This is a genomic window from Pseudooceanicola sp. DL12 (assembly GCF_056270665.1).
Map to the genome: position 1 here is coordinate 1002899 of NZ_CM149884.1, position 13366 is coordinate 1016264.

Genomic DNA, 13366 nt, shown 5'->3' on the forward strand with positions numbered 1-13366 from the left:
CGGTCAGAACATGTCCGCCGGCAGGATCGGGAAGGGCCGCGCAAAGCGGCGGTTCCGCTCCTCTGGATAGGGCAGGATGTAGGCCTGCCGCCGTTCCGGGGGCAGGGCCGCTGTTTCTGTCGCGATCCGGTTCCACTCGCTTGCCCGGTCGACGGCCACGTGAGGCCGCAGGTCGCGCAGCCAGGTCGCGGACAGGCGCTCGCGCAGCTCCCGGATCTGGTCGGCGTCCTGAAACTGTACCGAGGCCTCGGTGTCCCAGCGCATGGACCGTCCGTTGAGGTTGGCCGAGCCGACGATGCCCAGCAGATCATCCACCAGCGTGACCTTGGAGTGGAGGTAGACGATACCAGCCCCATGCAGCGGCATCGGCGTGTGCCTGGGGGCAGGGCGCGGCTGTGCCGGCGACACCACCGCCATGCGATCACCAAAGGCCTGGCGCATCACGCCCAGGCACCTCAGCTGCAGCGCCTGGGCGTGGCGCGAGTCCAGCCCGTCGTGCCCCTCGAAGATCACGCGCTCGGGCTCCGAGGGCATAACGAGGATCAGCTGCAGCTCCGGCGCACGCTCGGCCGCCCGCGCCAGGCTCCGTGCAAGGGGCATGTGGCGGAAGAACTGCGTCTCGACGTAGACCAGCCGCTCGGCGCTCTCGAAGGCGGCGATATGGGCCTCCTCGTGTTCGGTCACCTGTGGACGTGGCCCAAGCCGCAGGGCGCTGTCGGGATCGCAGGAGATCGTCCGCAGCAGCCGCGGACCGGTGGCGGAATACAGCTTGTCCGGCAGGGCCTCTGTCTCGGATACGGGCGTGGGATCCGCGCCGAAACTCGCGGCACCTGCGGCGATGGCCCTGTCCCAGCAATCGGCGAAATGGCGGCGCAGGTCGCCCACGACCGGGCCGTTGATCTGCAGGCTCACGTCGTGCCAGGTCTCCTCGGCGCGGCGCTCGTGGTCCTCGTCGTCATAGCGCCGCTCGTTCACGTCGATCCCGCCGATGATCGCGTCCTTGCCGTCGGATACCGCGAATTTCTGGTGCAGGGTCACGGGGTGCAAGTTGATCTCGCCCTGGGTGGCGCGCAGTTGCAACGGAGTCAGCTGGTCTGGCGAATATTGCTTCAGAGCTTCGATCTGCTCCCTGATCTTCGGCCGGAACAGGGTCTTCCACATCGGAGCGCTGCGGCATTCGTGAAGCGCACAGAGGATTTCCGCGTTCAGCAACAGGCGATGCCCGAAACGGCGGGCGCTCGCCCAGGCGTCGCGGTGCAGGTCGGCGGTAAAGACCGGGTCGAAATCCGCGATCAGCAGGCGGAGCGTCACCCCGCGTCCGACCACATGGGCCAGCAGGTCCGCCCAGGTCTCCAGCCCAAGCTCCAGCGCCTCCTCGGACCGCAGCCGGGTTAGGGGGTCGATGATCCGGAACGACATCAGAAGCTCGTCCCGCGTCTCCAGGCAGAGCCGCTCCAGCGCCGGAAACATTTCGGCTGCCGTGATCAGGGGCGCAAAGCGCGCCGAGCACTCCTTGTCCTGAGGCAGGTCAGGACACGGTTCCGGGGGCGCGACGGGGGGAAGCGGCGTGTGTGACATGCCGATCCAACGCCCCGTTGGCCCCATTGGTTCACCGGGGCCGGTCGTTTTGTTGTCCTGTCAGCGGCCCTGGTGGCCGCGCCGCACCGAGGATTTCAGATCTGCCGGCGTAAAGGCGCCGAGCAGGTAGCCACTCACGAAGTAGACCACGCAGCCCCACAGGATCAGCAGCGCCAGTGCCGCATACCGGATGAAGTCGGCGTGCAGCCAGGTGTCCATCACCACGGAGGTCGGCCAGAGCGCGGCGCCCATGATCAGCGAGGCCAGCACGATCCGCGGCGCCCGCTTGCGGAACCGCGCGTCAAAGCTCGCGATCTCGCCCATCGGGCGTGCACCGCGAAGCAGCAGGGCCACCATGACCCAGCCGGCAGCCGTGGTGGCCACGGCGGCGGCGATCCAGCCGATCACGAAGGCGAGGCCAACGGCGAGCGCCGCGTTAACCACCATGGCAACCAATGCATAGTAGAAGGGAGTACGGGTGTTCTCCCGTGCAAAGAACAGCGGTTGCAGAACCTTCTGCAGAACAAAGGCCGGAAGACCCGCACCATAGACCGCAACGGCAAGCGCAATCGCTTGGCTGTCCGATGCTGTGGCCGCACCGCGCTGGAACAGGACCGAGACGATCGGCAGCGGAATGACGACCAATGCCACCGCGCAGGGCACCGTCAGGGTCAGGGCAAGTTCGCCCGCGCGCGAGAAGGCATTGCGCGATCCGGCCTCGTCTTTGGCCTTCAGCCGGCGCGACAGATCCGGCAGCAGCACGACACCGATCGCGATGCCCACGACGCCCAGCGGCAGCTGGTAGAGCCGGTCCGCTGTAAAGAGCCAGCCGACGGCGCGGTCGAAGTAGCTCGCCACCTGCTGGCCCACCAGCAGATTGATCTGCACCACGCCCCCGGCCATTGCCGCGGGAATGGCGATCCGGATCAGGCGGCGCATGTCCTTGTTCAGCCGCGGGCGCACCAAGCGGATGGCGAAACCCGCGCGGGAGGCCGCGATCCACAGCAGGCCCATCTGGCCGATCCCGGCGACGGGCACGGCCCAGGTCACGGCATAGCCCGCATCCACACCGAAAACGTGCGAGATCAGCAGGGCCGAGACCAGCAGCACGTTCAGGATCACCGGGGCAGCGGCCGCGGCGGTGAAGCGGCCGGTGGCGTTCAGCACCCCCGAGAGCAGCGCCGCGATGGAAATGAACAGGATGTAGGGAAAGGCGATCCGGCCATATGTCACGGCCAGGGAGTACTGCTCCTGCCCCTTGAACCCCGAGGCCAGCGCCAGGATCAGCCAGGGCATCACGGCCTGCGCCACGAGCGTCAGGATGATCAGCACCGTGGCCAGGCCGGCAAAGGCCTCGTCCATGAACCTGCGCGCATCGGCGTGGCTCTCGTCTCCCCCCTCGAGTTTCTTCGAGAACAGCGGCACGAAGGCCATGTTGAAGGCACCCTCCGCAAAGAAGCGGCGGAACATGTTGGGCAGGCGGAAGGCCACGATGAAGGCCTCGTACACCGGGCCCGTGCCCAGCGTCGCCAGCAGCAGGATATCACGCGCCAGCCCGAGAACCCGGCTCAGCAGGGTCCAGACGCCAACGGTGAAGATACCCGAAACGAGCCGGATGGGCGTCAAGATCGCGCCCTTTCCTGGCCAGCCTGGATCGCGTCACGCAGCTTGGCTTCCAGGGCCTTCTGCTTGCTTTCGGAGTAGAGCTTCAGTCCGAACATGTCTTTCACATAGAAGGTGTCGACCACCTGTTCGCCGTATGTGGCGATGACGGCACTGGCGAGCTGCACGTTCGACGCGGCAAGGGTCCGCGTGAGATCGTGCAGAAGTCCGGGGCGGTCGCGGGTATCGACTTCGATTATGGTATAGATTTCAGAACCTTCGTTGTCGAAGGCGACCGAGGTGTTGACCTTGAAGGCGCGCTCGCGCTTCTTGATCTTGTCGCGGTCCTGCATGGCCTCGCGGGCCACCACCTCGCCCTTCAGGGTCTTGTGGATCATCTGCGTCAGGCGGGGCAGGCGCGAGGGTTCATAGGGCCGTCCCTCGGAATCCTGCACCCAGAAGGCCGCTGTGGCATAGCCGTCCTTGGTGGTATAGGTCCGCGCGTCGACCACGTTCGCCCCTACCAGCGCCAGCGCACCGGAGAGGCGGGCAAAGATGCCCGGGTGGTCGGACATGGCAAAGAGCGCCCGCGTGGCATCGCGGTCCTCGTCCAGGTGCAGGTCGATGCGGATCTCGTCGACCGGCAGATCGCGCAGCATCTCTGCAAAGAGCGCATGGGTCGAGACGTGCAGTCCCTGCCAGTAGGGCGGGTAGTGCCGCCGCATTTCGCGGTCGAGGTCCGCCTTGGACCAGCCGGTCAGCACGCTGCGCAGGTTGGCCTTGGCCTCGCGGCCGCGATGGGTGCGGTTGAGCTCCTCCAGCCCGGTTTCCATCGCGCGGCGGGTCTGCCGGTAGAGCGCGCGCAGCAGCGCGGCCTTCCAGTTGTTCCAGGTGCCCGGTCCGACGCCGCGGATGTCGCAGACCGTCAGCACCGTCAGCAGGTCGAGCCGCTCGCGCGTCCGTACGGCCTTGGCGAAATCGCGCACCGTGCGCGGATCGGCAATGTCGCGTTTCTGCGCCATGTCCGACATCAGCAGGTGATAACGCACCAGCCATTCCACCGTATCGCATTCGTCGGGTGTCAGGCCGAGGCGCGGCGCGACCTTGCGGGCGATCTTGGCGCCCAGCACCGAGTGATCTTCCTCGCGGCCCTTGCCGATGTCGTGCAGCAGAAGCGCCACGTAGAGCACCCGCCGGTTCACGCCTTCCTTCAGGATGGTCGAGGCGATCGGCAGCTCTTCTTCGAGGTCGCCATGCTCGATCAGGGCCAGGTTGCGGATGCACTGGATGGTGTGTTCGTCCACCGTGTAGTGGTGGTACATGTTGAACTGCATCATCGCCACGATGGGCTCGAACTCGGGGATGAAGGCGGCCAGCATGCCCAGCTCGTTCATCCGCCGCAGGGCGCGCTCGGGGTTGCCGTGCTTCAGCAACGTCCCGAGGAAGATCTTGGCGGCTTCCGGATCCTGCCGCATCTGGTCGTCTATCAGCTTCAGCCGGGCATGGATCAGCCGCATGGCGTCCGGGTGGATCAGCATGCCGGTGCGCAGCGCCTCGTCGAAAATGCGCAGCATGTTGATCTTGTCGTCGAAGAAGGTCTCGGGGTCCGCAATGTCGATGCGGTTCTGCTCGACCTTGTAGATTCCGCCCACCTTGGGCCGGCGCCGGAACACGCGATCCAGCATAGGCTCGTTCTTGACGTGCGAGGCCTCGAGCTTGTTCAGGAAGATCCGCGTCAGATCACCGACAGAAGTCGCATGGCGGAAATAGGCCTGCATGAAGACCTCGACCGCGCGCATGCCGCCGCGATCCTTGTAGCCCATGCGTTCGGCCACCTGGACCTGCATGTCGAAGGTCAGCTGGTCCATGGGCCGTCCTGCCAGCAGGTGCAGGTGGCATCGCACGGCCCAGAGGAAATCCTCGGCCTTCAGGAACATGTCGTATTCCTCGGGGGTGAACACCCCGAGCTTCACCAGTTCCTGGGTCGACTGCACCCCATGCACATACTTGCCGATCCAGTAGAGCGACTGCAGGTCGCGCAGTCCGCCCTTGCCCTCCTTCACGTTGGGTTCGACCACGTAGCGCTGGCCACCCTGCTTGCGGTGACGCTCCTGGCGCTCCTTCAGCTTGGCCTCGATGAAATCCTGCTCGGTGCCCTTGAACAGGTCGGACCAGAGCCGCGTGTTCAGGTCCTGCGCCAGGGTCTGATCGCCCGCCAGGTAGCGGTTTTCCATCATCGCGGTGCGGATGGTGTAATCTTCGGCGCCGAGCTTCAGGCATTCCTTCACCGTGCGGCTGGAATGACCCACCTTCAGGTGCAGGTCCCAGAGCACGTAGAGCATGTTCTCGATCAGCGCTTCCAGCCCCGTCGAAATGCGGCCTTTTGCTAGGAACAGCAGGTCGACGTCGGAATAGGGGGCCATTTCGCCACGGCCATAGCCGCCCACGGCACAGACGGCAAAGGTGCCGAGCGACTTGGCGTCCTTGTCGGACAGGGTCGACTGGCCATAGGCCAGCACCGCCTCGATCAGGCAATCTGTCAGGTAGGTATAGGCACGGGTCGTTCTGCGCGCGGCAAAGGGCTCGGCGGTAAAGGCTTCGGCGATCACGTCAAAGCCCTTGCTGCGAGCGGCGTTCAAAACGGCCACCACGCGGATGCGGCTTTCGCCGGCCGGCCCGGCGACCACGGCCTCCGCGATGTCACGTTCAAGCTGGATTGGGTCGAGGATTTCGGCTGCCGGGCGGATCAGGTCGTCCGGCAGCGTGCGTGTCTGTGTCATGTCACGTCCGATAGGATGTCGGGGCCCCGCGCGGGGCCCCCGTCTCAGAACCCGGCAAAGCTGGTCGGCGCGGGGTCGATCACCACTACCTGATGATTGTTGATGCTTGCAACTGCCATGCCGCGTTCATTGGTCCCATCGGGCAGGAAACGGAACACGCCGCCCACACCCTGGAACCCCGCGGGCTGTGTCAGGGCGCCGGTGCTCAGCGCGTCGCCCTCCCGCACCAGTGCGCCCACTGCGGCGACACCATCAAAGGCGAGCCCGCCGATGGGGTGCGGGGCACTGCCATATGCGGCCTGGTACCGGGCGTTGAACTGAGCGGTCATGTTGGGATCGGGCAGGGCGAACCAGCCGCCTTGCAGGCCGGGCAGGTCCAGTGTCTGCGAGGGCACGTCCCAGCGGGTCAGGCCGATGTACTGGATCGCGTCGCCGCCCAGGCCGTTGTCCCCCAGCATCTGGGAGTAGAGCGGCAGGGCGCCGGCGGTATTGGCCGTCAGGAACAGCGCATCGGCATTGCCGTTGCCGGCAGCAGAGGTGATCTGCGGCAGCGAGTCGACCACGCCCTGCTGCGAGAACTGGTAGGGCACCGAGGCGGTGATCGTCGCGCCATAGCTGTTCGCGGCCTGCTGGATGGCGGCGTTGCCTGCCTCGCCCTCCGCGTTGTCGCTGCGCACCACGACGATGCGGTTCTTGTTCTGCGACACGGCATAGCTGGTCATGCGGTTTGCGGTATTCTGGAAGGTCGGGCCCAGGATGAAGACGTTGCCGCCCGCGATACTGGGGTTGTTCGAGAAGGCAAGCACGTTGATGCGGTGCTGCGCGGCCACGCGGCCGGCGGCATTGGCGTTAGCGGCATAGACTGGGCCGAGGATGATCTTGGCACCTTCGGCGATGGCGGCCTGGGTGACGTTCGCCGTCTCCTGCGGATCACCCTTGGTGTCGTAGATGCGCAGGTCGATCTGCACGCCGTTCAGCTCTGCTGCGGCCAGGCGGGCCGAGTTGATCAGGCTGGTTGACAGTACCGCGTCACCGGAGTTGCCGGAGCCCTGCGGAACCAGCAGGGCAACAGGAACCGGTTTGCTGGCGTCGACGGAGGGGCCACCGCCGCCAGTGGTCATCGGCTGGCAGGCGGCAACCAGGCCTGCGGCGGGCAGGGCCAGCAGCATACGGCGACGGGCGCTGTCGTGACGGGCGCTGCTGTGACGGGCGCTGTCGTGGCGGGCGCCCGCTGCGGGGGCTGCGGTCGTCGTGGTGCCGGTCAGCGCCTTGCGGGCGGCGCTCAAAAGAGCGAACATGGACGTCTCCTCGGTTCAGGCCACCGGCGACTGCCCTCAGTGGCATCTGTCCGGCAGGGCTTCGCTTCCCGGGAAATAATAGACGCATCGTTTGAAGGGTCCACCCATGATTGCCGAAAGCACGAAACTGGCGGCCGGCCTCTACCTTGTGGCCGTGCCCATCGGCACCGCCCGTGACATCACGCTGAGGGCTCTCGATACGCTTGCAAGTGCGGATGTGCTGGCCGCCGAGGACACACGCTCGCTGCGCCGCCTCATGGAAATTCATGGAATTCCGATCGGCGACCGGCCGCTGGTGGCCTACCATGATCACAACGGGGGCAAGGTGCGGCCGCGTCTGCTGCGTGATATCGCCGCCGGAAAATCCGTCGCCTATGCCTCCGAAGCAGGCACGCCCCTGATCGCCGATCCCGGCTATGACCTCGCTCATGACGTGCGCGAAGCCGGCCTGCCCGTCACCTCGGCGCCCGGGCCTTCTGCCGTGATCACCGCGCTTTCGATCGGCGGCCTGCCCACTGATCGCTTCCATTTCGCCGGCTTCCTGCCGAATGCCGGGGGCACGCGGCGCAGTTTCCTGCTGGAACTCAAAGATATCCCGGCCACGCTGGTGCTCTACGAATCCCCGAACCGTGTGGCGGCGGCCCTGCAGGCGGCGGCGGACATCCTTGGCGCCGATCGTCCCGCGGCGCTCTGCCGCGAACTGACCAAACGCTTCGAGGAGGTCCGGCGCGGCACCCTGGCTGAACTCGCGGCCTCCTGCGAGACGGATCCCCCCCGGGGCGAGATCGTGCTGCTGATCGGCCGCGCATCTAAGTCGGATATTAGCGAATCGGACCTAGAAGGGCACCTGAAACAGGCACTCGGGCGGCTGTCCGTGCGCGATGCCTCGGACGAGGTTGCCGCCGAATTCGGATTGCCGCGGCGCAAGGTCTACCAGATGGCGCTCAAGATGGGAAAGGACGGCTGATGCCGGCAGGGGGCAGAGAGACGCAGACGCCCCGGCAGCATCGGGGCCGCACGGCCTATCAGTCCGGCCTGGCCGCGGAAGGTTCCGTGGAGCGGCACTATACCCGGCTCGGCTGGAGCCTCGCCGACAGCCGTTGGCGTGGCGCAAATGCCGAGGTCGATCTCATCTTCACGCGCGACGGCGGGTTTCTCTTTGTCGAGGTCAAGGCCGCGCGCACCCATGATCTCGCCGCGCAGCGCGTGGGCTGGGACCAGCTGCACAGGGTCATGCGCGCCGGTGAACTCTACGCGGCCCAGAAGGCACCGGGGGCCCTTGTCGAGATGCGTTTCGACGTGGCCCTGGTGGACGGGCAGGGCATCGTGCAGGTGATCGAGAATGTGAGCATGACCGCCTGACCGGCCATTGCACCCGGGCGCCGGATGGGCCATCACCAAGGGCAAGACGGCTTCCAGGAGTTCCCTGTCATGAAAATCGCCTTTCAGATGGACCCCATCGGGCCCATCAACATCAACGCCGACAGCACTTTCCGTATCGCGGAAGAGGCACAGGCGCGTGGTCATGAGCTATTCTACTACACGCCCGACAAGCTCTCCTACCAGGAAGGCCGGATCATGGCCCGCGGTCAGTCCCTCAAGGTGCAGCGGGTCGAGGGCAACCACGCGATCCTCGGCGAGGAGGTCGAGGTCGACCTGCAGGATTTCGACGTGGTCTGGCTCCGCCAGGACCCACCCTTCGACATGTTCTACATCACCACCACGCATCTGCTGGAGCGGATCCATCCCAAGACACTCGTGGTCAACGATCCCTTCTGGGTGCGTAACTTTCCCGAAAAGCTGCTGGTCCTGAACTTCCCGCAGTTGACGCCGCCCACGACCATCGCGCGCGACCTGGCGACGATCCGTGCCTTCAAGGACCGCCATGGCGACGTAATCCTGAAACCGCTCTACGGCAACGGCGGGGCCGGTGTCTTCCGCCTGACCGAGGCGGACCGCAACCTGTCGTCGTTGCATGAACTCTTCACGGGGTTCTCGCGTGAGCCGCTGATCGTGCAGAAGTACCTGCCGGCGGTGACGAAGGGCGACAAGCGTGTCATCCTCGTCGACGGCGAACCTGTCGGTGCAATCAACCGCGTGCCGGCCGAGGGCGAGACACGATCGAACATGCATGTCGGCGGCCGTCCCGAGAAGGTCGCCCTGACCGAGCGCGATCTCGAGATCTGCGCCACGATCGGCCCGATCCTCAAGGAACGCGGACAGGTCTTCGTCGGCATCGACGTAATCGGCGACTACCTGACCGAGATCAACGTGACTTCGCCCACCGGCATCCAGGAGCTCGAGCGCTTCGACGACGTGAACATCGCCGCAAGGATATGGGAAGCCATCGAGGCAAAGCGCGCCTGAGGCCTTTGGTCTAGGCCATCTGCAAGCTCACGATACGATAGCTCAGCGCCTCCGCCACATGGGGGCGCTGGATCTCCGGGCTCTCGGCGAGATCGGCAATGGTGCGCGCCACGCGCAGGATCCGGTGAAAGCCCCGTGCAGACAGTCCCCAGCGATCCGCTGCCTGGCCCAGCATCTCGCGGCCCGCCTCGTCTGGCCGGGCGAAGGTCTCCAGGATCCGGCCATGCAGGTCGGCATTCAGCGCCACCCCCTCGATCCCCTCATAGCGCCGCGCCTGCAGGTTCCGTGCCCGGGTCACACGGGCGCGCACGGTCTCCGAGCTGTCCCCCGATGGCGGCATAGAAAGATCCCGGTGCGACAGTTCCGGCACCTCGATCCGTAGATCGAAGCGGTCCATCATCGGGCCTGAAATCTTGCCCAGGTACTTCTGGCTGCAGCGTGGCGCTTGGCTGCAGGCGCGGCTGGCATCGGCCAGGTACCCGCAGCGACAGGGATTGGCGGCCGCCAGCAGAAGGAAACGGCAGGGGTAGCTGACGTGGGCATTGGCCCGGGAGACCATCACCTCGCCAGTTTCCATGGGTTGGCGCAGGGTTTCCAGGACTGCGGGGGCGAACTCGGGCAATTCGTCCATGAAGAGCACACCGTTATGCGCAAGGCTCGCCTCTCCCGGCAGGGCCGCGCGGCCGCCGCCCACGATGGCCGCGGTCGAGGCGGTGTGGTGCGGTTCGCGGAATGGTCTCTCGCGACTGATGCCATTGCCTTTCAACAGCCCCGAGACGGAATGGATCATCGCGGTTTCAAGCGCTTCCCGGGCCGTCAGGTCGGGCAGCAACCCCGGCATCCGTTTCGCCAGCATCGATTTTCCCGTGCCCGGCGCGCCGCTCATCAGCAGGTGGTGACGGCCGGCGGCGGCAATCTCCAGCACGCGCTTGGCGCGCTCCTGCCCCTTGACGTCGCGCAGGCATCTGGTGTCGCGCCGCGCGCCAATTTCGCCCGGGATGGCGGGCGACAGCGGGAATTGACCGGTCAGGTGTCGCACCAGCTCCGAGAGCGTCGCCGCGCCGATCACGCTCGTGGCTTCGACCCAGGCGGCCTCGGCGGCGCTGCCGGACGGGCAGAGCAGGCCACGTCCCTCGGTCGCGGCGGCCACCGCCGCCGGCAGGGCCCCGGCAACGGGCACCAGTTTGCCGTCCAGCGACAGCTCGCCGAGCGCGGTGTGCTCCTCGGCCGCGTCCGCCGGGATAACCTTCAGCGCTGCCAGGATGGACAGGGCGATGGGCAGGTCATAGTGGCTGCCCGCCTTCGGCATGTCCGCAGGCGAAAGATTGATCGTGATGCGTTGCGACGGCAGCGCGATGCGCATGGTCGCGAGGGCGGCGCGCACCCGTTCCTTTGCCTCCGACACGGCTTTGTCGGCCAGGCCGACGATCGAAATGCCCGGCACCCCAGGTGACAGGGCGCATTGTACTTCAACCGGCGCCGCTTCGGCTCCGTGAAAGGCCACCGTGTAGGTCCGAAGAACCATGCTCCTGCTCTCCCTGCATGAAGAGCATGGTTAACGGCAGAGGTCTTACCCGTCGGTTAACGCGGCCCATCAGGCCCCGAGCAACTGCATGACCTGTGGCCATGCGGCGGCATCGTTCACCGTCTTGTCCCGGCAGGTCGGGTTGCAGAAGCCGATGACCTTGCCATCGATATCGGCCAGGTCAGTGATCGCCTTGCCGGAATAGGGACAGGCTGGGTTGATCGCCGTCCCGCTGGCGACTGCGCGGGCGGGCAGGGCGGCAGGCCCGGGCCAGGCGCGCCGCGGCAGATCGCGCACATAGGGCACGGGATCATAGCTGACCGTCAGGCCGAGTGCGCGCCAGCGCCGGAAAGCGGTATCTGCCAGTGTCAGCTTCGTGTAGCGTTCCAGCCGTGGGCTGACCTGCAGGTCATAGCCTGCGATACGCGCCGCGACCGGGGCATAGAAAACGTCGGCCAGGGAATATCGGCCGAACAGCCAGGGGCCGTCCTCTGTCCGATTGCGTTCGGCATGGGCAAACAGGTCGTCGATGCGCGCCAGGTCCGCCTGCACGTCGGCCGTGGTTTCGAACCCGTCGTATTGCCAGAGAAGCTGCATCGGGCAGGTCCCGCGCAAGGCAGAGAACCCCGCGTGCATTTCCGAGACGAGCCACCGCGCGGCAGCGCGTGCGCCCGCTGCTTGCGGCCAAAGACCGGCTTCAGGGTGTCGCTCGGCAAGCGTCTCTGCGATGGCCAGTGTCTCGCCAATCACGATCCCTTCCGGGGTGCGGATCACGGGCACCAGCCGGGCCGGCTCGAGCCCGGCAAGAGACCCGAGGAAATCGCCGCCGTAGAGGGCAGTCATATGTGTCTTGACCGGAAGACCGAATTTCTCGAACATCAGCCAGCCGCGCAACGACCAGCTGGAAAAGGCTCGGTCACCGATGAACAGGTCGTAGGTCATTCTGCACCTCCTGGCAGGATCGGATCTTGCTCGAGGTTAGCAAAATAAAAATATCAAAATAAATGATATTTCGTACAAAATACATCACAAAATTTGATTTATTGTGCTGACCCTGCGATCGCGCTCGGACACTTCCAGCGTCGTGACGGAGAGCGGTTCGATCTTGTGGCAGAGCACCTCGCGCGGCGGTACCCCCTGTGCTCGGGCAATCTGAGACAGGATGACCGCGAAATGGGCCACAACAATCAGGTCCTCGTCCGCATTCGCCAGCCGCTCGAGCGTTTCGGAGACGCGGTCGGCCATCTGGTCCCAGCTTTCGCCGCCCGGCGCGGCTACAGGGCCGGGATCCGTCCAGAAGGCACGCGAAGTATCGGGATGGCTCAGCTCGATATCCGCGGCCGTCTTCAGCTCCCAGTCGCCGAAATGGATCTCCCTCAGGCCGGGCTGGTCCGGCAGCCGCCGGTGCCCGGGGCCTTGCAGGGCATCCGCGGTGCTCCGCGTGCGGATCAGATCCGAGGAGACGAGGCGCGCATTTGCCGGCAGATGCGCGCAGAGCGCCGCTATGCGGGCGCTGTCGGTCAGATCGGCCGGCACGTCCGACCAGCCGACCATGGCCTTGGCGTGGGTCGGTCCATGGCGGATCAGGAACAGGCGGCTCATGGCAGATCTCCTTTCAGCACGTTGGGCAACCCGGCAATGACCTGCACGACGCAATCCGCCTGCCGGGCCAGCGCGATGTTCAGGCGTCCCTGCGCTTCGCGGAACTGCCGCGACAGGGCATGTTCCGGCACGATCCCCTGGCCGACCTCGTTGGTCACCGTCACGACCGGTCCCGGACAGGCATCGATCGCGGCCAGCAGAGCTTCCTGAGCCGCGGCAAGGTCGGAGCCGGCCAGCAGATGATTGGTCAGCCACATCGTGGCGCAATCGAACAGGACAGGCAATGGGTCCTGCAGCGCAGCCGACGGATCGAGCGGCGCCTCTATGACGCGCCACCCTTTCCCGCGGCGTGCGGCGTGCACGCGCACCTTTTCCCGCATTTCGGCGTCACGAGCCTCTGCGCTCGCAAGGTAGAGGCGCTCGGAGCCCATGTTTTCAACGATGTTCTCGGCAAACTCCGACTTGCCCGAAGCCGCCCCGCCGAGGACGAGCACCCTGAACCGATCCATCTTTTTTCGTCCTCCCATGAAACCCAAACGGGGTCTCGCGCGTATAGCTCATGAAAAAGCCAAATCAAATGGTGCGGTCCACGCCCATGCGAGACGTTCAGGCGC

11 protein-coding genes are annotated in these 13366 nt (G+C 65.9%); 3 read left to right on the forward strand and 8 right to left on the reverse strand.

Annotation, left to right across the window (positions count from 1 at the left end; translation table 11 throughout):
- Window positions 1-3 precede the first annotated feature (3 nt).
- The 4 genes from AC0WR5_RS04690 to AC0WR5_RS04705 form a co-directional block, all read right to left on the reverse strand.
- Complete coding sequence (locus AC0WR5_RS04690) at window positions 4-1470, reverse strand: phospholipase D family protein (protein WP_475867346.1); 1467 nt, start codon at window positions 1468-1470, stop codon at window positions 4-6.
- Between the two features lie 168 nt (window positions 1471-1638).
- Entirely contained in the window at window positions 1639-3204 is a 1566-nt protein-coding gene (gene murJ / locus AC0WR5_RS04695) for a murein biosynthesis integral membrane protein MurJ (RefSeq protein ID WP_475867348.1), read from the reverse strand.
- A complete protein-coding gene (locus AC0WR5_RS04700) occupies window positions 3201-5960 on the reverse strand; it encodes a [protein-PII] uridylyltransferase (protein WP_475867350.1) in 2760 nt (919 codons plus the stop codon). The genes murJ and AC0WR5_RS04700 overlap by 4 nt, the downstream gene beginning before the upstream one ends.
- A 44-nt stretch (window positions 5961-6004) precedes the next feature.
- Entirely contained in the window at window positions 6005-7129 is a 1125-nt protein-coding gene (locus AC0WR5_RS04705) for a penicillin-binding protein activator (protein ID WP_475868884.1), read from the reverse strand.
- Between the two features lie 235 nt (window positions 7130-7364).
- Here AC0WR5_RS04705 and rsmI point away from each other — a divergent pair, with 235 nt between their 5' ends.
- The 3 genes from rsmI to gshB all read left to right on the forward strand — a co-directional run bounded on the left by rsmI (window position 7365) and on the right by gshB (window position 9625).
- Window positions 7365-8225, forward strand: coding sequence for a 16S rRNA (cytidine(1402)-2'-O)-methyltransferase (gene rsmI / locus AC0WR5_RS04710; RefSeq protein WP_475867352.1), 861 nt, complete (start codon window positions 7365-7367; stop codon window positions 8223-8225).
- A gap of 86 nt (window positions 8226-8311) precedes the next feature.
- Window positions 8312-8620, forward strand: a complete 309-nt coding sequence (locus tag AC0WR5_RS04715; protein WP_475867353.1) for a YraN family protein — start codon at window positions 8312-8314, stop codon at window positions 8618-8620.
- Between the two features lie 69 nt (window positions 8621-8689).
- Window positions 8690-9625 (forward strand): glutathione synthase, encoded by a 936-nt coding sequence (gshB, locus tag AC0WR5_RS04720; RefSeq protein WP_475867354.1) that lies wholly within the window; start codon window positions 8690-8692, stop codon window positions 9623-9625.
- A gap of 10 nt (window positions 9626-9635) precedes the next feature.
- Here the strand turns inward: gshB and AC0WR5_RS04725 are convergent, their stop codons facing one another.
- From AC0WR5_RS04725 to AC0WR5_RS04740, 4 genes are all read right to left on the reverse strand, one after another.
- A complete protein-coding gene (locus tag AC0WR5_RS04725) occupies window positions 9636-11150 on the reverse strand; it encodes a YifB family Mg chelatase-like AAA ATPase (RefSeq protein ID WP_475867356.1) in 1515 nt (504 codons plus the stop codon).
- Window positions 11151-11219: 69 nt separating this feature from the next.
- Window positions 11220-12092 (reverse strand): glutathione S-transferase C-terminal domain-containing protein, encoded by an 873-nt coding sequence (locus AC0WR5_RS04730; RefSeq protein ID WP_475867357.1) that lies wholly within the window; start codon window positions 12090-12092, stop codon window positions 11220-11222.
- Window positions 12093-12176: 84 nt separating this feature from the next.
- Window positions 12177-12752, reverse strand: coding sequence for a histidine phosphatase family protein (locus tag AC0WR5_RS04735; protein ID WP_475867359.1), 576 nt, complete (start codon window positions 12750-12752; stop codon window positions 12177-12179).
- Window positions 12749-13261 (reverse strand): bifunctional adenosylcobinamide kinase/adenosylcobinamide-phosphate guanylyltransferase, encoded by a 513-nt coding sequence (locus AC0WR5_RS04740; RefSeq protein ID WP_475867361.1) that lies wholly within the window; start codon window positions 13259-13261, stop codon window positions 12749-12751. The genes AC0WR5_RS04735 and AC0WR5_RS04740 overlap by 4 nt, the downstream gene beginning before the upstream one ends.
- Between the last annotated feature and the right edge of the window lie 105 nt (window positions 13262-13366).

Excerpts from the sequence above, each read along its gene's own strand:
- AC0WR5_RS04690 (WP_475867346.1), bottom strand. The coding sequence starts at position 1,470 with ATGTTTCCGGCGCTGGAGCGGCTCTGCCTGGAGACGCGGGACGAGCTT.
- AC0WR5_RS04700 (WP_475867350.1), bottom strand. The coding sequence starts at position 5,960 with ATGACACAGACACGCACGCTGCCGGACGACCTGATCCGCCCGGCAGCC.
- AC0WR5_RS04705 (WP_475868884.1), bottom strand. The coding sequence starts at position 7,129 with ATGCTGCTGGCCCTGCCCGCCGCAGGCCTGGTTGCCGCCTGCCAGCCG.
- rsmI (WP_475867352.1), top strand. The coding sequence starts at position 7,365 with ATGATTGCCGAAAGCACGAAACTGGCGGCCGGCCTCTACCTTGTGGCC.
- gshB (WP_475867354.1), top strand. The coding sequence starts at position 8,690 with ATGAAAATCGCCTTTCAGATGGACCCCATCGGGCCCATCAACATCAAC.
- AC0WR5_RS04725 (WP_475867356.1), bottom strand. The coding sequence starts at position 11,150 with ATGGTTCTTCGGACCTACACGGTGGCCTTTCACGGAGCCGAAGCGGCG.
- AC0WR5_RS04730 (WP_475867357.1), bottom strand. The coding sequence starts at position 12,092 with ATGACCTACGACCTGTTCATCGGTGACCGAGCCTTTTCCAGCTGGTCG.
- AC0WR5_RS04735 (WP_475867359.1), bottom strand. The coding sequence starts at position 12,752 with ATGAGCCGCCTGTTCCTGATCCGCCATGGACCGACCCACGCCAAGGCC.
- AC0WR5_RS04740 (WP_475867361.1), bottom strand. The coding sequence starts at position 13,261 with ATGGATCGGTTCAGGGTGCTCGTCCTCGGCGGGGCGGCTTCGGGCAAG.